Origin of the sequence: Rhodopseudomonas palustris (assembly GCF_003591005.1) — a bacterium.
Lineage (GTDB): Bacteria > Pseudomonadota > Alphaproteobacteria > Rhizobiales > Xanthobacteraceae > Rhodopseudomonas > Rhodopseudomonas palustris_K.
In genome coordinates this window covers 1-20,479 of record NZ_QYYD01000017.1, presented here as the reverse complement: position 1 = coordinate 20,479, position 20,479 = coordinate 1, and the positions used below count along the sequence as shown (strand labels likewise).

At 66.3% G+C, this 20,479-nt stretch carries 20 protein-coding genes, 1 tRNA gene and 1 riboswitch; of the genes, 10 read left to right on the top strand and 11 right to left on the bottom strand.

The genetic code is table 11. From position 1 onward, the window contains the following. The first annotated feature begins 13 nt into the window (after window positions 1-13). Genes D4Q52_RS16635 through D4Q52_RS16625 form a run of 3 tightly spaced genes read left to right on the top strand, consistent with a single transcriptional unit; the run spans window position 14 to window position 1,248 of the window. The gene (locus tag D4Q52_RS16635) at window positions 14-580 is read left to right on the top strand and encodes a nuclear transport factor 2 family protein (protein ID WP_119857693.1); all 567 of its coding nucleotides are present in this window, start codon (window positions 14-16) and stop codon (window positions 578-580) included. A gap of 36 nt (window positions 581-616) precedes the next feature. Next, window positions 617-1,024, top strand: coding sequence for a DUF4440 domain-containing protein (locus D4Q52_RS16630; RefSeq protein WP_119857692.1), 408 nt, complete (start codon window positions 617-619; stop codon window positions 1,022-1,024). Then, complete coding sequence (locus tag D4Q52_RS16625; protein WP_147407815.1) at window positions 1,021-1,248, top strand: hypothetical protein; 228 nt, start codon at window positions 1,021-1,023, stop codon at window positions 1,246-1,248. The genes D4Q52_RS16630 and D4Q52_RS16625 overlap by 4 nt, the downstream gene beginning before the upstream one ends. Window positions 1,249-1,365: 117 nt before the next feature. On the opposite strand, the gene D4Q52_RS16620 is transcribed toward D4Q52_RS16625, so the two are convergent. Further along, window positions 1,366-1,439 (bottom strand) — tRNA-Gly (locus D4Q52_RS16620). A gap of 205 nt (window positions 1,440-1,644) precedes the next feature. Between D4Q52_RS16620 and D4Q52_RS16615 the strand changes: the two genes are divergently transcribed. Continuing rightward, window positions 1,645-2,223, top strand: a complete 579-nt coding sequence (locus tag D4Q52_RS16615; RefSeq protein ID WP_182915342.1) for a methylated-DNA--[protein]-cysteine S-methyltransferase — start codon at window positions 1,645-1,647, stop codon at window positions 2,221-2,223. Between the two features lie 9 nt (window positions 2,224-2,232). Here the strand turns inward: D4Q52_RS16615 and D4Q52_RS16610 are convergent, their stop codons facing one another. Both D4Q52_RS16610 and D4Q52_RS16605 read right to left on the bottom strand, forming a co-directional pair. Continuing rightward, entirely contained in the window at window positions 2,233-3,681 is a 1,449-nt protein-coding gene (locus D4Q52_RS16610; RefSeq protein WP_119857689.1) for an MATE family efflux transporter, read from the bottom strand. 113 nt (window positions 3,682-3,794) lie between these two features. After that, window positions 3,795-4,835 carry a hypothetical protein gene (locus D4Q52_RS16605; RefSeq protein WP_119857688.1) on the bottom strand — a complete coding sequence of 347 codons (1,041 nt, stop codon included), beginning with the start codon at window positions 4,833-4,835 and terminating at the stop codon, window positions 3,795-3,797. Window positions 4,836-4,978: 143 nt separating this feature from the next. Between D4Q52_RS16605 and D4Q52_RS16600 the strand changes: the two genes are divergently transcribed. Then, window positions 4,979-6,322: a PQQ-dependent sugar dehydrogenase gene (locus tag D4Q52_RS16600; protein WP_119857687.1), complete on the top strand. Its 1,344-nt coding sequence runs from the start codon at window positions 4,979-4,981 to the stop codon at window positions 6,320-6,322. 77 nt (window positions 6,323-6,399) lie between these two features. Then, window positions 6,400-7,044 (top strand): Uma2 family endonuclease, encoded by a 645-nt coding sequence (locus tag D4Q52_RS16595; RefSeq protein ID WP_119857686.1) that lies wholly within the window; start codon window positions 6,400-6,402, stop codon window positions 7,042-7,044. Between the two features lie 94 nt (window positions 7,045-7,138). Here the strand turns inward: D4Q52_RS16595 and D4Q52_RS16590 are convergent, their stop codons facing one another. Both D4Q52_RS16590 and D4Q52_RS16585 read right to left on the bottom strand, forming a co-directional pair. After that, a complete protein-coding gene (locus tag D4Q52_RS16590; RefSeq protein WP_119857685.1) occupies window positions 7,139-7,747 on the bottom strand; it encodes a Uma2 family endonuclease in 609 nt (202 codons plus the stop codon). 64 nt (window positions 7,748-7,811) lie between these two features. Continuing rightward, window positions 7,812-8,918: a 2'-deoxycytidine 5'-triphosphate deaminase gene (locus tag D4Q52_RS16585; protein WP_119857684.1), complete on the bottom strand. Its 1,107-nt coding sequence runs from the start codon at window positions 8,916-8,918 to the stop codon at window positions 7,812-7,814. Between the two features lie 102 nt (window positions 8,919-9,020). Continuing rightward, a riboswitch (SAM riboswitch) is annotated at window positions 9,021-9,100 on the top strand. Window positions 9,101-9,175: 75 nt separating this feature from the next. Between D4Q52_RS16585 and D4Q52_RS16580 the strand changes: the two genes are divergently transcribed. Together D4Q52_RS16580 and D4Q52_RS16575 are read left to right on the top strand one after the other, a co-directional pair. After that, entirely contained in the window at window positions 9,176-10,402 is a 1,227-nt protein-coding gene (locus D4Q52_RS16580) for an O-succinylhomoserine sulfhydrylase (RefSeq protein WP_119857683.1), read from the top strand. Between the two features lie 621 nt (window positions 10,403-11,023). Next, window positions 11,024-11,671, top strand: coding sequence for a L,D-transpeptidase (locus tag D4Q52_RS16575; RefSeq protein ID WP_119857682.1), 648 nt, complete (start codon window positions 11,024-11,026; stop codon window positions 11,669-11,671). 15 nt (window positions 11,672-11,686) lie between these two features. Here D4Q52_RS16575 and D4Q52_RS16570 read toward each other — a convergent pair whose 3' ends face one another. From D4Q52_RS16570 to D4Q52_RS16560, 3 genes are read right to left on the bottom strand one after another with little or no spacing between them, the layout of a single operon-like run. Then, window positions 11,687-12,655, bottom strand: coding sequence for an SGNH/GDSL hydrolase family protein (locus tag D4Q52_RS16570; RefSeq protein WP_119857681.1), 969 nt, complete (start codon window positions 12,653-12,655; stop codon window positions 11,687-11,689). Window position 12,656: 1 nt separating this feature from the next. Continuing rightward, on the bottom strand, window positions 12,657-13,442 hold the full coding sequence (locus D4Q52_RS16565) for an SGNH/GDSL hydrolase family protein (RefSeq protein ID WP_234831224.1): 786 nt from the start codon (window positions 13,440-13,442) through the stop codon (window positions 12,657-12,659). Beyond that, window positions 13,439-14,704: an OpgC domain-containing protein gene (locus D4Q52_RS16560; RefSeq protein ID WP_119857679.1), complete on the bottom strand. Its 1,266-nt coding sequence runs from the start codon at window positions 14,702-14,704 to the stop codon at window positions 13,439-13,441. Before D4Q52_RS16560 ends, D4Q52_RS16565 begins: the two co-directional genes overlap by 4 nt. 316 nt (window positions 14,705-15,020) lie before the next feature. On the opposite strand from D4Q52_RS16560, the gene apaG reads away from it, so the two are divergent. Then, on the top strand, window positions 15,021-15,413 hold the full coding sequence (apaG, locus tag D4Q52_RS16555) for a Co2+/Mg2+ efflux protein ApaG (protein WP_119857678.1): 393 nt from the start codon (window positions 15,021-15,023) through the stop codon (window positions 15,411-15,413). A 105-nt stretch (window positions 15,414-15,518) separates the two neighbouring features. On the opposite strand, the gene D4Q52_RS16550 is transcribed toward apaG, so the two are convergent. The 3 genes from D4Q52_RS16550 to D4Q52_RS16540 form a co-directional block, all read right to left on the bottom strand. Beyond that, window positions 15,519-16,532, bottom strand: a complete 1,014-nt coding sequence (locus D4Q52_RS16550) for an Hsp33 family molecular chaperone (RefSeq protein ID WP_119857677.1) — start codon at window positions 16,530-16,532, stop codon at window positions 15,519-15,521. Between the two features lie 381 nt (window positions 16,533-16,913). Then, the gene (argF, locus tag D4Q52_RS16545; RefSeq protein ID WP_119857676.1) at window positions 16,914-17,852 is read right to left on the bottom strand and encodes an ornithine carbamoyltransferase; all 939 of its coding nucleotides are present in this window, start codon (window positions 17,850-17,852) and stop codon (window positions 16,914-16,916) included. Then, window positions 17,852-19,063: an aspartate aminotransferase family protein gene (locus D4Q52_RS16540; RefSeq protein WP_119857675.1), complete on the bottom strand. Its 1,212-nt coding sequence runs from the start codon at window positions 19,061-19,063 to the stop codon at window positions 17,852-17,854. Before D4Q52_RS16540 ends, argF begins: the two co-directional genes overlap by 1 nt. Before the next feature lie 458 nt (window positions 19,064-19,521). On the opposite strand from D4Q52_RS16540, the gene D4Q52_RS16535 reads away from it, so the two are divergent. Further along, window positions 19,522-20,031, top strand: a complete 510-nt coding sequence (locus D4Q52_RS16535; protein WP_119857674.1) for a GcrA family cell cycle regulator — start codon at window positions 19,522-19,524, stop codon at window positions 20,029-20,031. Window positions 20,032-20,479: the final 448 nt, after the last annotated feature.

The following is a 20,479-nucleotide window of genomic DNA, read 5'->3' as shown; positions in this document are numbered from 1 at the left end:
AGGCTTGTATCACATGACCATCGACCAGCTCGCCGCGACCGTGCAGGCGCTCCAGAACCAGGTGGCGACGCTGACCGCCGAGGCGGAGATCCGCCGCATCCAGGCGCGCTACATGTTCCTGTGCGACACGCCCTGCCCCGAATTCGGCGTTGAGGACGATGCCGAACGGATCGAGCGCATCGTCGATCTCTACGCCGAGGACGCGATCTGGGAAGGCGTCGGCGCCTATTACGACAATCAGTTCGGCCGCAGCGTCGGCAAGGCCGCGATCCGCAAGCACTTCCAGGGCTTCTGGGGCCAGAAGCGCGACCCCGCGCTGGTGCTGAACGTGCACTATCTCACCTCGGAGCAGATCCATGTGCGCGGCGACGAGGCCGACGGCCAGTGGGTGCATTGCCAGCCCTGGGTGTTCAGCGACGGCTCGTCGCTGCTACGCTCCAGCCGCCTCAACAACCTGTTCCGCAAAGAGAACGGCGTCTGGAAAATCGCCCGCACCCGCACCGAGAACCTGTTCGTGGCACCGCTCGAGGCGGGCTGGGCCGAGAGCGTGCCGGAGAAATCCGTGCTGATGCGGCCCTGAGCGATTACGCTGCATTCAAAAATTGAAGGACTTCCGATGACCACCACTCTGTCATTCGCCGACGCCGTTCCGCTCGAGGCCGACGCGCTGCACCGCCTGCTGCAGGCCTGGTTCCGCGCCGAAGGCAGCGACGATCCGGCGGCGATCCGCGCCCGGTTCGACGAAGGGTTCAACATGATCACGCCGGCCGGCAAGGTGCTGCCGTTCGAGGCGTTCTCCGCAGGCCTGCCGGCGATGCGCGGCTCGCGGCCGACGCTGATCATGGAGATCAGCGAGGTCGTGGTGCGCTATCAGGACGACAAGACCGCCGTCGTCACCTATCGCGAACGCCAGATCCAGGACAGCGGCACCACCGACCGCCTCTCCACCGCGCTCTTGATCCAGCGCGACGACCGGCCGACGCCGGTGTGGCGGCATCTGCAGGAGACCTGGATCACCCCGTGACCGCCGTCACGCCCGAAACGACGAAGCGACCGCAGGGATCTCCGATGGCCGACGCCGAGATGTGGAAGACCTATCGCTACAACGGCTTCCGGGTGATAGTCATCCAGCAATGGGACGACCCGTTCGGCCGCCGCATGGTCCGCATCGAAAGCCTCGACGACGGCGGCGAACACGCGACCGGGATGTTGGAAGCGGATTTCTTGAAGGATGCGGAGGCGGAGTAAAGGCGGGCGATCAGGTCGTCCGATTGCAAAGAACCCAAACTAAGAGCCGAATTTGCGGTCCCATATTTTGGCTTTTCGGGAAAACCCAAGGCACGAAGTGACCGGCGGACAAGCCGCTGGAGCGGGCGAAGGGAATCGAACCCTCGTATGCAGCTTGGGAAGCTGCCGTTCTACCATTGAACTACGCCCGCGCGCCTGGCGCGAAAGCCGGGCCGCGAAGCGGCCGGTCCCTCTGATTAGCCGAGACGGCCGCTTTCGCCAAGAGCCTGCGGCGCGATCCGCTGACGCGGCCTTGCCCGGCTTTCGCGATGCACCGCGGCCGACCGGCCGGCCAGCCATTAACAGTTTGCTAAGAATCCAGATGCGCGCGTAAAGGCCATTGCTATAGTCGGAGGCATGGCGGGGGCTGCGTACACGATCTTCGACACGTTGATGGGCCGGTGCGGGATCGCCTGGAGCGATGGCGGCGTTCTCGCCGTGCAGCTCGCCGAGAGCCGCGAGATCGACACCCGCCGCCGCTTGCTGCGGCAATGTCCCGACGCCCGCGAGAGCCGGCCGTCGGTGGAGATTGCCGCCGCGCTCGGCGGCATTGCCGCAACGCTGCGCGGAGCGCCGCATGATTTCTCGGACGTGCAGCTCGACCTCGGCGACCTGCCGGCGTTCGATTGCCGCGTCTACGAGGCGATCCGGTCCATTCCGCGCGGCCAAACCGCCACCCACGCCGATCTCGCCAAGCAGGCCGGCTCGTCCGGCGCGCTCGATGCAGTCGACCACGCCGTCCGCCGCAATCCGTTCGCGCTGATCGTGCCGTGCCACCGCGCGCTGCCGGTCGCCGGCGACACCCGCGGCATCTGCGCCAATGGCGGCGTCATCACCCGGCGCCGGCTGCTGGCGATGGAGGGCGCGCTGGCGGCCGGCGGTCCGAGCCTATTCGATGTGCTGCTGACCGCCGCGCCGCGCCAGCCGGAGCGCTGAGGAGCAGCCTCAGTCGAGCATCGGCGGCGCCATCACCGCCATTTTCTTCGGCTCCCACCGCGTCACCAGCACGCTGACAACGCAGCCGAGCCCGAGTAGCACCATCGAGGCGGCGGCGAGCGCGAAGAAATTACCGGCACTGCCGTGGTTCACCATCAGCAGCCAGCCGCCGATCACCACGAAGATCAGCCGCGCCGATTGCGCCAGCACCGGGCCGAGCACCTTGGCGGCGCCCTGCGCCGAAAAATACAGCGAGATCGATAGCCCGATGAACGCGTAGAACGGCGCCGCCACCTGCAGATAGCGCTCGCCAGCGAGCTTGACGGCCGCGTCGCTGGTGAACAGGTCCACCCACAGATGCGGGAAGAACGCGATCGCGGTGGCGACGACGCCGACCGTTAGAAACGACACCAGCGCCGCGATCCAGGCGATGCTGCGCGCCCGCTTGATCCGCCCGGCGCCGATCGCCATACCGATCATCGGCACCGAGGCGATGCCGACCGCAAAAGCAAGCGACGTCAGCATGAATTCGAGCCGTGCGCCGATGCCGAAGCCGGCCAGAACGGCCGTGCCGAAATGCGCCAGCATGTGGGTGAAGATGATGATGCTCAGCACCGACTGCAGCGGCGTGAAGCAGGCCACCGCGCCGACCTTGAGGATGTCGACGAACATGCCGCGCCGAATCCGCAGCGTCCGAAGGCTCGGCTGCACGCGGGCGCGGCCGGAGAAGATGTACCAGGCCATCACCGCCATGCCGATCGAGAATGCAGTCAGTGTGCCGGCGGCGACGCCCGGCATGCCGAAGCTCGGGATCGGCCCAAGGCCCAGCCCGAGCACGCCGCCGAGCACGACCTGCAGCATCGCCGAGAGCAAAATGATCAGCGACGGCAGCTTCATGTTGCCGGTGCCGCGCAGGATCGCCGCCAGCGTGTTCATCAGCCACGGCACCACCGCGCCGGCGAAGAAGATGTGCACGTAGCCGATCGCCTGCGCCAGCACATTGCCGCGGCCGCCGAGCAGTTCCAGCGCCTTGGCGCCGAACAGCAGCATCACGAGCGTGGAGACGAGGCCGAGGCCGAGCCCGATCAGCAGCGCATGGATCGCCAACGCGGCGGCGCGGTCGTGATCGCCGGAGCCGAGCGCGCGGGCGATCGCCGAGGCGACACCGCCGCCCATCGCCCCGCCCGACATCGTCATGACCAGGATCACGAACGGAAACACCAGCGCCATCGCGGCCAGCGCCTCGGTGCCGAGCCGGCCGATATAGGAGGTCTCGGCGATCACCACGCAGGTGCCGGCCGTCAGCGCCAGCATATTGGGCCAGGACAGCCGCAGCAGTGTCGGCAGGATCGCGTCGTCGAGCAGCGGATTCTTCGGTGGAGGCGGCGGCGCGGCGCCGGGCCGCAGCAGCGGCTCGGCCGCAACGGGCGGCAATTCGGCGACGGCGACGTCGGACATCGTTTCCTCCCGGCCCGATCTCAATGCCGCGCCTTGCCTTCGTTCCTAGCATCGATCCGGCGCAAAGCGAGGCCGTGCGACGCATAGGTGAAAGACGGGAACATCAGGACGGCTCAGCGCACCGACCAGACCAATGGCGAGGCGCCCACTTCGCTCGACAACCGTGCGGTGATCCGCCGCCCGCAAGCCGCCGCCAGCCCCTCGACCAGACCTTCCAGGATCCGGATGCAAGCCGGATGGGCATCGCCGATGCCGTCCAGCAGCGTCCAGCGCGCCTGGCGCAGATCGAAGCCGTCGCCGGTGTCGTGCAATCCGACGTCGTCGCCCTGTGCGGCGAGCAGCGCTTGCAGCAGCCGCGCGAACCCTGCGGCATCGCGGCCGGTTTCGCCGAGCCCGGGAGCAAGCTCGTCATACGACTGCATACCGATCAGCTTGCCGGTGAGCTGCAACAGATACGAGGCATCGACCGGACCGAACAATTGCACCGCGACCGGTGCGGCGGTGCGGACATATTCCATCGCGTAGTTGCGATAGGCTTTCTCCAGCCGCGGCCGTGGCCAGCTCTCGACCGGCAGCGCCGGCGCCTGCGCCGGGTCGAACAGCGGCGCCTCGAGATGCCGGGCGAATACCACACGCTGGTCCGGCTCGAGCGGGTGATCGTAGTCGAAGTAATAGCCTTCGAGGCCGTCCTGGCCGTCGACGCTCTGCTTGGTGCAGACAAAGCCGAGGCTGGGGTGGCCGAGCGCGATGCCGTTGTTGCCGTGCCAGCCGCGCAGCATCGCCTTGGACACCTCGCCCGGCACGCCGCAGATCGCGGTGCCGCGCCAGATCCAACGCGGCGGCGGGTAGCGAATCCATGCCTTGCGGTCGCTCTCAACCATATATTCGACATGCACGCCGCCGATCCAGTTCGACAGATAGTGATACTGCGCGGCCGCGACCGCCGGCGGCAGGTGCGCGAGGCCGAGCTTGCTGAGCCCCGCGACGAACCGCTCCTGCTGTTGGCGGCGAAACACATTGAACACGAATTCGGCGGCGTCCGACGTGCCGCGCCGACTCACCAGCGTCAGCACCAGCCCGGTGAAGCAGGCGTGGTACAGATCGGCCACGCTGCGCCAGCGGCGCCACTGCGCCTCGCGTTCGGCGTCGGACATTTCGTCTCCCGTTCCCGCGGCGTTGTTGTCATTTTGTCGCTGCGTCACCGCAGCAGGCCGCCTCACAGATTTTTCATGGCCTGTTGTCGAACGCAAGCCGGGCTGCGCTATTGGGGTGGCATGTTCCTGAGTGGAGAGACGTGATGCGACGACCCGTGACGATCAGCCGTATTGCCTTGTGTGTCGCGGTAGCGCTGCCGCTGGCGGCCTGCGGCGACCAGACCCAGCTCGCCCAGGGTGAGGATTACGGCCCGTCGCCGAAGCTGCCGGAGCCGAACAGCCAGCTGCTGCCCACCGTCAACATCGCCCCGGCGGTCCGCTTCGCCGAGGGCGCCAAGCCGAAGCCTGCCGAGGGCATGGCGGTGGCTGCCTTTGCTCAGGGGCTCGACCATCCGCGTACGTTGCATGTGCTGCCGAACGGCGACGTGCTGGTCGCCGAGACCAACGCGCCCGAACGCCCCGAGCAGGGCAAGTCCATCAAGCGCATCGTCGCCGAATATGTGATGGGCCGCGCCGGCGCACGCACACCGAGCGCCAACCGCATCACGCTGCTGCGCGACGCCGACGGCGACGGCGTCGCGGAAATCCGCTCCACCTTCCTCGACGGCCTCAACTCGCCGTTCGGCATGGCGCTGGTCGGCAGCGACTTCTACGTCGCCAACACCGACGGCATCATGCGCTTCACCTACAATCCGGGCGACACCCGCATCACGACGCCCGGCACCAAGCTCGCCGATCTGCCCGGCGGCCCGCTCAACCATCACTGGACCAAGGACCTCATCGCGAGCCCGGACGGCAGCAAGCTGTATGCGACCTCCGGCTCCAACAGCAATGTCGGCGAACACGGCATGGACCAGGAGGTCAATCGCGCCGCGGTGCTCGAAGTCGATCGCCAGAGCGGCGCAACGCGGGTGTTTGCTTCGGGCCTGCGCAATCCCAACGGTCCGGCCTGGGAGCCGCAGACCGGCAAGCTGTGGGTCGTCGTCAACGAGCGCGACGAAATCGGCAGCGACCTTGTGCCGGACTACATGACCTCGGTGCAGGACGGCGGCTTCTACGGCTGGCCATACAGTTACTTCGGCCAGAATGTCGAGGAGCGGATCAAGCCGCCGCGGCCGGACCTGGTGGCAAAGGCGATCAAGCCGGACTACGCGCTCGGCAACCACACCGCCTCGCTCGGCCTCGCCTTCAACACCGGCGATCTGTTTCCCGCCGAGATGAAAGGCGGCGCCTTCGTCGGCCAGCACGGCTCGTGGAATCGCAAGCCGCATTCCGGCTATAAGGTGATCTACGTGCCGTTCAAGGACGGCCAACCCTCCGGCCCGCCCCGCGACATCCTCACCGGCTTCCTCAACGACAAAGGCGAAGCGCTGGGCCGCCCGGTCGGCGTCGCGATCGATCGGCGCGGGGGCCTGCTGGTGGCGGACGACGTCAGCAACTCGGTCTGGCGGGTGACGCCGACGGGACGGGAGCAGGCGGCGCGGTAGGACCGAGCCGGCACCGGTTGAGGCCGCGGGGCGGCAGGCATATGGTCGAGCTTTCAAGACCTCGCCAGGAGGATCCCATGGGCCTCGCCCTTCAGGACCGACTATCCGGCCGGATGACCGGCGCGGAGTTTCGGCTGTTTCAGCAGAGCCGTCCTGACCACGAGCGATGGGAGCTGATTGCCGGTGCTCCCGTGATGATGACACCCCCGACCATTGCTCACAACTGGATTGCGACGAACCTCAGCCGACTGCTCAACGAGGCGCTGGCAGCGCATGATCCCAGCCGCATCGCCATCCAGCGGACCGGCATAGAACTCGGCACAGGCGACTTCCGGCCGGAACCCGACGTATGTGTGATCGAAGCGGACTTCGGCCTAGGGCAGCGCTTCGTTGAGCGCGTCTACCTCCTCGCCGAGGTGGTCTCGGCGAGTGACGAGGTTCTCGCCGTGCCAGGCACACAGGAACGCTGGATCGAGGCCAAGCGCAAAATCTATCGCGCGCATCGGCCTTGCGAGGCTGTGCTGATCGTACGGCAGGACCGCATCGAAGCAGAGATCGACCTCAGGATCGGTGATAACTGGCAGTCATCGACGCTGAGCGGCGGCGAAACCGAACTGCATCTTCCCGCGTTCGGCCTGCAGTGCGGGCTCGGCGACCTCTACGACGGCACACCGCTTCGGCCACGCAGCCAGGCAATCAGCACCTGTTCGACGACTCCTTGAGCTTCCTCCACTCAGGCGTTGATCGTTCCAACGCACGGTGCGCCTGTGCAATCGAGCGGCTGACGTAAAACCGATGCGGCTGCGCCGGCCACGACTACGTCTCACCATCTCGTCCGTTCGAATCCTCGACAAGCCGCGGACGCTCACGAAACTGTAGCCCGTCGTAGACTTCGGCGAGCGTCGGGCGCACGCCCAGTTTCGGCAGATCAAGGGCGGCATCCAGACCCTTGAAGACTTCATTGCTCCAGCTTCGATCGTCGCCGCGGCGATAGAGGTGTGCGCTCGGCATCTCGGTGTCGATGAACAGAATATAGTCCAGCGACGCGAGCGTCTGATACTCAGCGAGTTTCACCGTCACGTCGAATCCGCTGGTGGTCGGCGACAACACCTCGACCAACAAGGCCGGCTTGTCTGCGACGAGAGATTCATCTTCTGGCTTGCCGCAATCGACGCCGAGATCGGGCATGCGGCGAGTCGCGACTGAGGTCGCCACATAGGTATCACCGGTGAAAGTCTGGCAGGGGCCGCCCTTGATTTGGGCATGGATGGCCGCAGTGAGATTGACGACGATCGCGTCGTGGCGACTGCCTGCGCCGGCCATCGCGAACACCTCGCCTTCGACCAGCTCATAGCGTTGGTCCTGCCCGACGACCCAAGCGAGGAACCGGCCGACGCTGATCTTGGCGGCAGGTGAAGGTCTCATTCGGTAAACATAGCATTCGACCGACAGCGCGCCAAGATGAGGGCCACGGCAGCAGCTGAAACGCCTACACCTTGAAATGCTTGCTCAGCTTCAGGCTCTGGCCCTGATAGTTCGAGCCGATGCGTTGGCCGTACATCGCATCGGGGCGGGACAGCATTTTTTCGTAGATCAGGCGACCGACGATCTGGCCGTGTTCGAGGATGAACGGCACCTCGCGCGAGCGGACTTCCAGCACTGCGCGCGAGCCGAGGCCGCCGGCACCTTCATAACCGAAGCCGGGATCGAAGAAGCCGGCGTAGTGCACGCGGAATTCGCCGACCAGGGGGTCGAACGGCACCATCTCAGCCGCGTAGTCCGGCGGCACTTGCACCGCTTCCTTCGAGGCCAGGATGTAGAACTCGCCGGGGTCGAGGATCAGCGTGCCGTCCGGCCGCGCCGCGATCGGCTCCCAGAACTCGCCGACCGGATAGCCGCCGCGGCGGTCGATATCGACGACGCCGGTGTGGCGCTTGGCGCGATAACCGACGAAGCCGTTGGAATTGACGCCCGACAGATCGACGCTGAGCGCGACGCCGCCATTGAGGTCGGCGTCGTCGGCATCGACCAGCCGCTCGGCGTCGTGCAGCGCGTCGAGTTCATCGGCATCGAGCGCGGCGCGGCCGACGCTGAAGCGGACCTGCGACAGCCGCGAGCCTTCGCGCAGCAGCACCGGGAAGGTCTTCGGGCTGATCTCCGCGTAAAGCGGGCCGTGATAGCCGGCTCCGATCATGTCGAAGCGGCGGGTGCCGTCGGCGATTACGCGGGTGAACACGTCGAGCCGGCCGGTCGAGCTTTTCGGATTGGCAGCGGCGACGATATTGCGCGGCAGCGCCAGGCTTTCCAGCAGCGGCACGATGTAGACGCAATTGGTCTCCAGCACGGCGCCGTCCGACAGATCGATCTCGTGCAGCTTCAGCTCGTCGATCCGCTCGGCAACGGTGCAGTCCGGCCCGGGCAGAAAGCTGGCCCGGACACGGTAGGCGATTGGGCCGAGCCGCAGGTCGAGGCTGGCCGGCTGGATCTGGCTCTCGACGAATGGATATTCCGGCAGGATCAGGCCTGCTTCCGCCATCGCCGCGATCATGCGGTCGGGCAAAATTCCATCGGCATCGGGCGGCAACGCGAACGGCACGGCGATCCTCACGGCGGGCGGGCCGCCAGACGCGGAACAGACTGGATTTCTCCGGTTATCCGAACGCTGCCTTGACGGGAAGTGTGCGGAGGATTATGAGCCGACTTATCCCGTGGTGATTTGAGCCGGCCGGCTTGCAGCCACGTTAAATAAGTCGCTAAACAGGCCGGGGACAGTGCGCTCCCGGCCCGAGGGTTGATCCCCAGGCCGGTTTTTTTGTGCCCACGTCGCCCGGCGTGGTCACGAAGGGAGACCACATGTCCGAGACTACCACCCCGGCTGAGAAGCCTTCGATCGCCATCCCCGAAACCGCCCATTTCCGCCGCGAAACCCGGCTGGTGCATTCCGGTAGCCTGCGCTCGCAATATGGCGAGACGTCCGAGGCGATCTTCCTCACCCAGGGCTTCGTTTACGACAGCGCCGAGCAGTGCGAAGCGCGCTTCACCGGCGACGACGCCGGCTTCCAGTATTCGCGCTTCTCCAACCCGACCGTGTTCAGCTTCGAGCAGCGCATGGCCGAGTTCGAGGGCGCCGAGGCGGCGCGCTCGACCGCCACCGGCATGGCGGCGGTGACGGCCGCGATGCTGGCGCCGCTGCGCGCCGGCGATCATGTCGTCGCCTCCAAGGCGATGTTCGGCTCCTGCCGCTACGTGGTCGAGGACCTACTGCCGCGCTACGGCATCGAGTCGACGCTGGTCGACGGGCTCGATCTCGATCAGTGGCAGAAGGCGGCGCGGCCGAACACCAAGACGTTCTTCCTTGAAAGCCCGACCAACCCGACGCTCGACGTGCTCGACATCGGTGCGATCGCCGAGATCGCGCATGCGGCCGGCGCGCGGCTCGTGGTCGACAACGTGTTCGCAACGCCGATCTGGCAGAGCCCGCTCGAACTCGGCGCCGACGTCGTGGTGTACTCCGCGACGAAACACATCGACGGCCAGGGCCGCTGTCTCGGCGGCGTGGTGCTGTCGTCGCAGGCGTTCATCGAAGAACATATCCAGATGTATCTGCGCCAGACCGGCCCGTCGCTGTCGCCGTTCAACGCCTGGGTGCTGCTCAAGGGCCTCGAGACATTGAGCGTCCGGGTCCGGCAGCAGACCGAGACCGCAGCGGCGATTGCCGACGCGCTGGCAGGCCATGCGAAGGTGCCGCGGCTCGTGTATCCCGGTCGCGCCGATCACCCGCAGGCCGCGACGGTGAAGAAGCAGATGGGCGCCGGCTCGACGCTGGTCGGCTTCGAGGTGAAGGGCGGCAAGGCCGAGGCGTTCCGCTTCCTGAACGCGCTGAAGCTGATCCGGATCAGCAACAATCTCGGCGATGCCAAGAGCCTCGTGACGCACCCGGCAACGACGACGCATCAGCGCCTCAAGCCGGAAGCCCGCGCCGAGCTTGGTATCAGCGAAGGCTTCATCCGGCTGTCGGCCGGCCTGGAGCACAAGGACGATCTGATCGAGGATCTGATCGCCGCGCTGGAGAAGGTGTGAGGCAGAGACGCTGAACGGCTGCTAAGCAAAGCCCGGTCGTCACTCTCGTCATGGCCGGGAAGACGCCCGGCTTCGCCGAGCTCCTCAGAGTCTGACTCAAAACCACGGCCGACTTCTCGGCCACATTTTGCGGTCGGCTAATTAGCTCACAAACTCCGTCATGGCCGGGCTTGTCCCGGCCATCCACGCCTTGACTGGATTTCCGGTCGCAAGGCGTGGATGCCCGGCACAAGGCCGGGCATGACGCGTGGAGACGGACATGCCCAAATTTAAAGGGCGCATTTCTGGCCAAGCTCTCAGGATGAGGACTCAGCGCTTGTGGAGAGGGCGAGAGCGCTTCGATCAACCGATGAACCGCGTCAGCCCTGATCGGCGGCCAAGTGCTCAGCTGAGCACGTGTAGTTCGTGACAACAAAAGCACACACGGAACCCACGGGCGTCGACATGCCGCAGTTGCGAAGGGTCGCGACGGCCGGTGGTGATGCTATCACCTGCGAGCTGCCTCGGTGACGACGCAGCGATGGTCCGACCACGTCGCGGCCGCGCCGACGCCGCGCTCGCGCAGAAGGCGATGGCCGGTGTAGCCGTCACCAAGCAAAATCAGCGAATTCGATCATCCCCATGCAACTCCCCGTCCTGCTTGTTCTCGCGACCGCCGCGCTCGCCCTCGGCGGCTGCGTCACCAACTCCCAATCACCGATCGGCGTATCGCCGTCATTGGTCAGCCCCGCGGCCGCGGCCCGCTATGCCGCGATCGACACCGAGAGATTTCCGATCGACGGCATCGATCCCGCTGATCTGAATCCGACCTATGTGCGACAGGTGGTCGACTACAAGGGAAGCGAGCGGCCCGGCACCGTGGTGGTCGAACCGCGCAAGCGGTTCCTCTATCTGGTGCTGGAGAACGGTCAGGCGCTGCGCTACGGCGTCGGTGTCGGCAAAGCCGGACTGGCTTTCACCGGCACCGCCGAGGTCGGGCGCAAGGCCGAGTGGCCGAACTGGGCGCCGACCGCCAACATGATCGCGCGCGAGCCGGATCGCTACGGCAAGCTCGCCGGCGGCATGTCGGGCGGCGTCAACAATCCGCTCGGGCCGCGCGCGCTGTATCTGTATCGCAACGGCAAGGACACGATGTTTCGCATTCACGGCACCACAGAGCCGTGGACGATCGGCGAAGCGGTGTCGTCGGGCTGCATCCGGATGCTCAATCAGGACGTCGTCGATCTGTACGAGCGGGTCCCGGCCGGCACGCGGGTGGTGGTGCGCTGAACCGGAGGCTTCGCCTCACATCGGCCGATAGGCCCGGATGTCCGCGGGCACAGTGACGCCGAGCTTGATCTGACCGACCGAGCGGATGATGTCGTCGGCCAGCAGCTGCGCGAAGCAGGCGTAGCCCCAATCGTTCATGTGTAGTCCGTCGGCGATGACGAAGCTGTCGAACGGCAGCGCCTGCTTTTCGTGCCATTCCTTCATCACTTCGAAGCGCGGGAAGATGCCGACGCGGCGCAGTTCGGCGAGCCGGCCGAGCGCGGCGATCATCTTTCCGGCGCTCTCGGCGCGCTCGTTGACGCGCGGCGCGTATTGCGGGTCGACCAGCACGATGTCGGCGCCCGCGGCCTGGATCGCCGCGATGCCCTCCTCGACCAGCTTGCCGGTCTCGGTCGGATCGAGGTTGCGCAGGATGGCGTTGGTGCCGACCTGCCAGATCACCAGATCCGGCTTGGCGTCGAGCACCGTGCTCTTCAGCCGCGCCATCATCTCGGGCGCGTCCTCGCCGCCCTTGCCGCTATTGATCACGGTGATATCGGCGGTCGGATAGTGGCGGCGCAGGCGCTGGGCGAGACGGTTGGGATAGTTGTAGGCGGGCGAGGTCGAGCCGTAGCCTTGGGTCGAGGACGAGCCGAACGCCACGATCACCACCGGCTCGCCTTCGGCCAGCTTGCGGGCGACATGAGGCAACGAGCCCATCGACTTGCTGGCGCCCTTCGGCGGCAGGCACGGCACGCGGGTGAGGATGTCACCAGCCTGCTTGGCGGCCTGCTTGACCTTGTCGATCGCCTGACCGGCGATGCCTTTCTGAGCCGGAGCGGCGGGCGTCGCGGGCTCCGCGGCATGGTCTGGCGTGGTTTCGGTCGCGGCCGGCGCAGGCTCGGTGTGGGCGGTCTGCGCGAAGGCACCGGACATCAGAACACCGAACGCCATCGCCGCCCACAGACTGAGGGCGGCGGACTTTACGCCAACTCGTCTCCTCATCTTAACGCAGCGTCCTCAGCTCCGACGGGTTGATATGCGTCGCATCGAGCACGAAAGTCGAGAGCGCCCGCGCCAGGCAGCCGTGCACCCGCATCGCCAGATCGATCCCCGGCGATGGACTGAACAGGTCGAACTCGCCGGTCTCGTTCCAATGCCGCATCAACGCGAAGCGGTCGAACAGCGGCACGTCGTGCTCCTGCGCCACCACCCGCATGTTGTCCAAATAGGGCGTGGGGTTGATCATGGTCTCGGTGCGCGGACTGTATTGCAGATTCATCAGAATGACGTCGGCGCCGGCCTTCTGCGAGGCTTCGATGCCCTCGCTGAGCGCGTTGCGAAAGTCTTCCGGATCGATCGAGCGGATCGCATCGTAAGTGCCGGTCTGCCAGATCACCAGCGACGGCTTGCGCTCGGTGACGAGCTGACCGATTCCCGAGGCGACCTCCGCGGCCGTGCGCTTCATCCGCATTTCGAGCGAGACGTTGACGGCGATCCCCGGGAGCTTGTCGCGCAATAGCGTCTGCAGCCGTGCCGGATAGGCCGTACTCTCGGCCGAGCTGATGCTGGAAGAGCGGCTGCCGATCACCAGAATATCGAGCTTGCGGTCGTTTCTCAGCCCCGACACCACCCGGCCGATCGTCAGATCGGTGGCAAGCAGATAGGCCGGCGCCTCGCAGCCGGCTGACGCGACCTCAGGCGCAGCGATCGCCGGCCCGCCGGCCAGCGCCAGACCCAAGCTCAGCACCAGCGCACGCAGTCGTTTAGGGCTGGCCGTTCTGGCCATCATGCATCGCCTCCCGCGAGGTCGGCATCAGGGCTTCCCTTCGGGGTTCCACCTTTGGCCACCTCATTCTTGTACCACGAAAAAAGCCACGCTGCGGCGGACATGATAACCACCCCGGTCAGGCTGACAAAGAAATGCATGACGGCACCGCCCGAAATCTCGGCCAGCACGAAGTAGCCGGCGAAGGCGAGGAAGATGCCGATACAGAAGATCTCCAGCGAGTGCTGGCCGCACAGGATCAGCGGCCGCAGCCAGATCGAGTTGAGCCCACGCCAATCTCGATGCAGGAACCGCACCGTGATGGCTGCCAGCGCCAGGAAGTGCGCAAACCGCAGCACGTCCAGGTTCGGCTTGTCGATCGGGTACATCCACTGCTCGAGCCATTTCGGCAGGGTGTGGAACAGCTGCGGCATATGCCAGGTCAGGGTGACGAAGAACGCCGCCAGCAGATAGGCCGCCGACACCCACAGGGTGATCGGCGACGCCAGCACCCGCGCCAGGCGCTGTGCCCCGCCCATCGCGCACCAGACGCCGAACACGAACAGCAGCTGCCATGCGTAGGGATTGAACGCCCACACGCCGCTCGGATAGGCGGTGAGATGCAGGTCGAACTGCCAGGTCGCGGCGTACAGCGCGGTCGCCAGCGCCAGCGCGATGTCGGGCGAGCGCCGGGTGATCCACAGGATCGCCGGCAGGAAGAACATCAGCACGATGTACAGCGGCAGCACGTCCATATTGACCGGACGGAACCGCAGCAGCAGCGCCTGCACGATGGTGACGTCGGGCTGCTTGAGGAAGTCCAGAATGCCCATTTCCTCGGTATAGAGCGGGTTCTGGAAGCTGGTGGCGACGTAGGAGATCTCCGCCAGGAAGATCGTGAACAGGAACACGTGGGCGACGTAGATCTGCCAGACCCGCTTCATGATCCGGGCCGACGCCACCACAAAACCCTGGTCGCGCATCGCCCGGCCGTACACGAAGGCTGCGGTGTAGCCGGAGATGAAGATGAAGATCTCGGTTGCGTCGGAAAAGCCGTAGTTGCGGATCGTCAGCCAGGTCAGCACGTTGGCCGGCAGGTGATCGATGAAGATCAGCCACAGCGCGAGGCCGCGGAACAGGTCGAGCCGCAGTTCGCGCTTCGGCGCCGGCTTGCGCGGCGCGGGCTTGGGCGGTGCCGCAGGTGGCGGCGCGACTTCGGTCTGCGGCTCGAGGACCACGGGCGACGCTTCAACGACCGGTTCGGCGACGGATGAGGCGGGAGTCATGGTGCTCCAGGCAGGCGCAGCGCCGCGCCCCTTTTGGCGCTGATATACCAGCCTGCCAAGCGGCAGGCGAGACGGTGTGACGGCAGATCAGGCGGCGGCGGGTTTGCTCACTTCGCAACCACCGGCGCCTGCGGATCCCTTCGACAATGCTCGGTTTGAGGCGCATTGTCGGTGCGACCCGGCGTCGCCGCGGAACTAGGCCGCAACTATGTTGAAACCGCGGCTCGCCTGCGCCGTAGACTGAAAATCGTTCCGAGCCGCTGGTTTCAGATTGGGATTTTGCGATATGATCGCGTTGCAAGCTGGATCGAGCCTGATGTACCGCGCCATAACCCGCCAGATCGAGGTGACCGTCGAGCCGAACTACCTGCCGGAGCGGTCTTCGGCCGAGAACCGACAGTTCTTCTGGTCCTACACCGTGGTGATCACCAATTCGGGCGACGAGACCGTGCAGCTGCGCACCCGGCATTGGGTGATCACCGACGCCTCCGGCCGTACCCAGGAAGTGCGCGGCGAAGGCGTGGTCGGCGAGCAGCCGGTGCTCGCGCCCGGCGAGCGCTTCGAATACACCAGCGGCGTCCCCCTCCCCACCGCCTCCGGCTTCATGGCCGGCCGCTACCAGATGGAAAGCGAAACCGGCGAACGGTTCGAAATCGACGTCCCGGCGTTCTCGCTGGACAGCCCGGAAGGCAAGCGGACGTTGAATTGAGACAGAGCCGTTGAACTGTAGGGTGGGTTAGGCGCGCAGCGCCGTAACCCACCATCGTCGCGGCGAGAGATGTCGGTGGGTTACGCGCTTCGCCGCCAACCTGCCCTACGAGTCCGAGGGCTCCACCCCCGCCTCTTCCGGCGTAAATTCATATACCGAACTGCAGAACTCGCAGGTCACCACGACCTTGTCGTCCTTGACCATGTCGGCGCGGTCCTGCGGGGAGAAGCGGGACAGCATGCCGGACACCGCCTCGCGCGAGCAGGAGCATTGCGCGCGCAGCGGCAGCGACGAGAACACGCGGACGCCGCGCTCGTGGAACAGCCGATACAGCAGCCGCTCGCCGGACAGGTCCGGATCGATCAGCTCGATGTCCTCGACCGTGCCGATCAGCGACTGGCCTTCGACCCAGGCGTCGTCCTCGGTGACGGCGTGAACTTCGGCGCCCTCGGGCGCGTCGCCGGGATGCAGATCGGGCTGGCGCGCGCGCTCCGGCGCCTTCGGCAGAAACTGCAGCAGCATGCCGCCGGCGCGCCAATGATGCCGGCCGCCTTCGCCGCCGCGCCATTCCTCGCCGACCGCCAGCCGCACCTTGGTGGGGATCTGCTCGGAGCGCAGAAAGTATTCGTGCGCGGCTTCTTCCAGCCCGCCGCCATCGAGCGCGACCAGGCCCTGGTAGCGGCTCATGTCCGGGCCCTGGTCGATGGTCATCGCCAAATGGCCCTTGCCGAGCAGCGCGCCGGAGCTCAGCCCCGGCTCCAGCCGGCTCTCGTCGAACCGCGCATAGGCGCGCAGCCGGTCGGGCGCCTGGAAGTCGACGATCAGCAGTGACACCGGACCGTCGGTCTGGGTCTGCAGGATGAAGCGGCCCTCGAATTTGAGCGCCGAGCCGAGCAGCGTCGCCAGCACCACGGCTTCGCCGAGCAGCTTGCCGACCGGCGTCGGATAGGCGTGCTTTTCGAGCAGTTCGTCGAGCGACGGCCCCAGCCGCGTCAGCCGGCCACGCAGATCGAGCGCGCCGACCTCGAACGGCAGCACGCTGTCGTCGATCGGAACGGCCGACGGCGCACGGACGGGGGGCATTTCGGGGGTATGGGGATCAGGGGTCTGTGAGGTCATGGGCGCTTATCTGGGGGCGGAGGGCGAAGAGCGAAAGGGCTGGATGGCGGTGCGGAATGGCAGCGATGCGCGGAGCAGGCTTTCGTCTCCCTCCCCCTTGCGGTGAGCAAACGCATCCAGGCTCTCGTGACATCTGAAGCGGCGATCTGGCGCTGCCTATCCCCATGTCGTCCCCGCGCAGGCGGGGACCCATACCCCGCAGTATCTCGGTTGAAGCGAGGCAGACGCCATTCTTCGCTTGAAAGGCCAGGGGATATGGGTCCCCGCCTGCGCGGGGACGACGAGTTTTGGATTCAGCATGCGAACAATAGGGGTCTGTGCGGTCGCCTCCCCCGGTTGGGATCGGAGCCGCGGCCGCTTTGCTCGCATGTCAGACAGTAATTACGCCACCGCGCCCAAACACCACGCCAGGATGCCCTTCTGCGCGTGCAGGCGGTTTTCGGCTTCGTCGAACACCACCGATTGCGGGCCGTCGATCACCTCGTCGGTGACCTCCTCGCCGCGATGCGCCGGCAGGCAATGCATGAAGATCGCGTCCTTGTGGGCGAGCGACATCAGCTTGGCGTTGACCTGATAGGGCTTGAGCAGATTGTGGCGGTGCTCGCCGTCCTTGTCGCCCATCGACACCCAGGTGTCGGTGACAACGCAGTCGGCGCCGCGCACCGCTTCCTCGGGATCATTGCCGAGCGTGACCGCCGCGCCGCTCGCCTTGATCCAGTCGCGCAGCGCCTTGTTGGGCGCGAGTTGCGGCGGGGTGGCGATGTTGAGCTTGAAGTCGAAGCGCTGCGCGGCGTGCGCGAACGACGCCAACACATTGTTGTCGTCGCCGGTCCAGGCCACCGTCGCGCCCTTGATCGAGCCGCGGTGCTCCTCGAACGTCATCACGTCGGCCATCACCTGGCACGGATGCGACTTGCGGGTCAGGCCGTTGATTACCGGAACGGTGGCGTTGGCGGCAAGTTCGAGCAGCGCCTCGTGATTGAGGATGCGGATCATGATGATATCGACGAAACGCGACAGCACCCGCGCGGTGTCGGAGATCGTCTCGCCGCGGCCGAGCTGCATCTCCTGCCCCGTCAGCATGATCGACTCGCCGCCGAGTTGGCGCATGCCGACGTCGAACGACACCCGGGTGCGGGTCGAGGGCTTGTCGAAGATCATCGCCAGCGTCTTGCCGGCGAGCGGCTTGTCGTCGATCGCGCCCGCCTTGCGCTTGGCCTTCATCGACACCGAGGCCGCCAGCATGTTGCGCAGCTCGGAGGTCGGCACTTCGGTGAGATCGAGGAAATGCCGCGGGGCCTTGATCTTGGCGTTGCTCATCACACCGCCTCCCGCTGCGCCGCCTGGCCTGTGAGCACCACGCAGGCGCGCTCCAGCCGCGTCACCGCTTCTTCGATCTCGGCCTCGCTGACGATCAGCGGCGGCAGCAACCGGACGACGTTGTCGCCGGCGCCGACGGTGAGCAGGTTCTGATCGCGCAAGGCGGCGACCAGATCGGTCGACGGCACCACGGCCTTGACGCCGATCAGCAGCCCCTCGCCGCGGACTTCGCTCAGCACCTGCGGATATCGATCGACGATGCCGGCGAGCTTCTGTTTCAGCAGCAGCGAGATCTTCTTCACATGGTCGAAGAAGCCCGGCTTCAGCATCACGTCGAGCACCGCATTGGCCGCGGCCACCGCCAGCGGATTGCCGCCGAAGGTCGAGCCGTGCGAGCCCGGCGCCATGCCGGAGGCGGCCTCGGCGGTCGCGAGGCACGCCCCGATCGGGAAGCCGCCGCCGAGCGCCTTGGCGAGCGACATCAGATCCGGCGTGACGCCGATCCGCTTATAAGCGAACAGCTCGCCGGTGCGGCCCATGCCGGTCTGCACTTCGTCGAAGATCAGCAGCAGGCCGTTGCTGTCGCACAGCTCACGCAGAGCGCGGAAGAACGCGGTCTCGGGCGAGCGCACGCCGCCCTCGCCCTGCAGCGGCTCGATCAGGATCGCCGCGGTGGTCGGGCCGATCGCCTTCTTGACCGCCTCGATGTCGCCGAGCGGCAGTTGGTCGAAGCCGCTGAGCGGCTCGCCATAGCCCTCGAGATATTTGGCCGAGCCGGTCGCGGCGAGCGTGCCGAGGGTGCGGCCGTGGAAGGCGCCCTCGAAGGTGATGATCCGGGTGCGCTCCGGATGGCCTTTCGCGAAGTGATAGTGCCGCGCCATCTTCAGCGCGCACTCCATCGCCTCCGCGCCCGAATTGGCGAAGAACACGTAGTCGGCGAAGCTCTGCTCGCACAGCCGCGCGGCGAGCCGCTCGCCGTCCGGGCTCTTGAACAAGTTCGACATGTGCCACAGCCGGGTGGCCTGCTGCTGCAGCGCCTCGACCAGATGCGGATGGCAATGGCCGAGCGAATTGACCGCGACGCCGCTTGTGAAATCGAGGTAGCGCTCGCCGTCGGTCCCGTGCAGCCAGACGCCCTCGCCGCGCTCGAAGGCGACATCCGCCCTGGCGAATACCGGCAGAAGATGGGACGTAGAAGCTGCGCTCGACATGGCCGATCCGATCGGAAAAGCGGGCCGCCGGCCGGACCGCGATCAGCGCGGTCGGGCCTGACGTACCCCGGAAACGAAACGTGCCGCCTTTCCAGGCGGCACGTACGGACATTCTAAGTGCGCTGAAGTCACTGTCAACCGGGGCTTGGAACGACATTTGGCGGGGCCGCCTCAGCATTGCCGCTGTGACGGTTATGACTCAGTCGACGAGAAGGTGTGGACGCACCAGGTCGGACGCTTGCGCGTGAGTCACGGCATATTGTAGCGTTTTCTTTGTCGGGTACGACATCTCGTGCACGGTTTGGTAATCCTTTCTTGAGCTCTCGGCGAGTGCGATTCGTCCGGACAGCAAGGCTGTCCGGCGAGGGCTAAGGGATTCTGCCGGCAAGACATTTGGACGACCTCGCAGCCGCGGTTCCGCGCTGGATCAGCGCTTCGCGGCAGGAAGGGATAGAACGATGACGGCATTGACCTGGACGGACGAGCGCGTCGAGCAGTTGAAGAAATTATGGGAAGGCGGGCTATCGGCGAGTCAAATTGCCGCAGAGCTCGGCAACGTGACGCGTAACGCCGTGATCGGCAAGGTCCACCGTCTCGGCCTGTCGGGCCGGGCCAAGAGCCCGTCCTCGGCGGCGCCGCGGCAGCGCAAGGCGCGCCCGGCCCAGCATATGATGCGGGTGACGAGGCCAGTGGCGCGCGGCAACACCGCGCTGGCACACGTGTTCGAGGTCGAGGCCGAGCCCGATCCGGTGACCTACGACAACGTCGTGCCGATGAACCAGCGGCTGTCGCTGCTGGAACTCAACGAGGCGACCTGCCATTGGCCGATCGGCGACCCGAGCAATCCGGAATTCTTCTTCTGCGGCGGCAAGTCGCTGCCCGGCCTGCCCTACTGCGCCCACCACTCGCGCATCGCCTACCAGCCCGTCGGCGACCGCCGCCGCGCCCAGCCGAAGCCGACGCGTTAGACGAAACGACGCCTGCACAAAGCTGCAGGCAAACACCGCTCGCGCAGCGCACCGCTGCGCCACCGGCGAGGCTGTCACCGCCCGCGCAGGCGGGCGACCCAGTAGTCCAGAGCGCCAGTTACTTCTCACAACCGTCAAGATCCTCTTCCCTCTCCCCTTGTGGGAGAGGGTGCCCGAGCGCAGCGAGGGCGGGTGAGGGGTCGCCAGGAGCGATGCGCCGCCCCCTCACCCGGCCGCATGCATGGCAAGCGCCGAGGGCTGCCCTCTCCCACGAGGGGAGAGGGCGCTGACATCGGCGCTACATAAATAACGTTGGCGCTCGGCGCCTCGCTCAAAGACTGTCATCGCCCCCCCACCCGGGGGGGCCAGCCCGGGGGGATAGGAAAGTGCCTGATTTTAAGGGCGCATTTACGGCCGAGCTCTCACAATGAGGACTCAACGGTTGTGA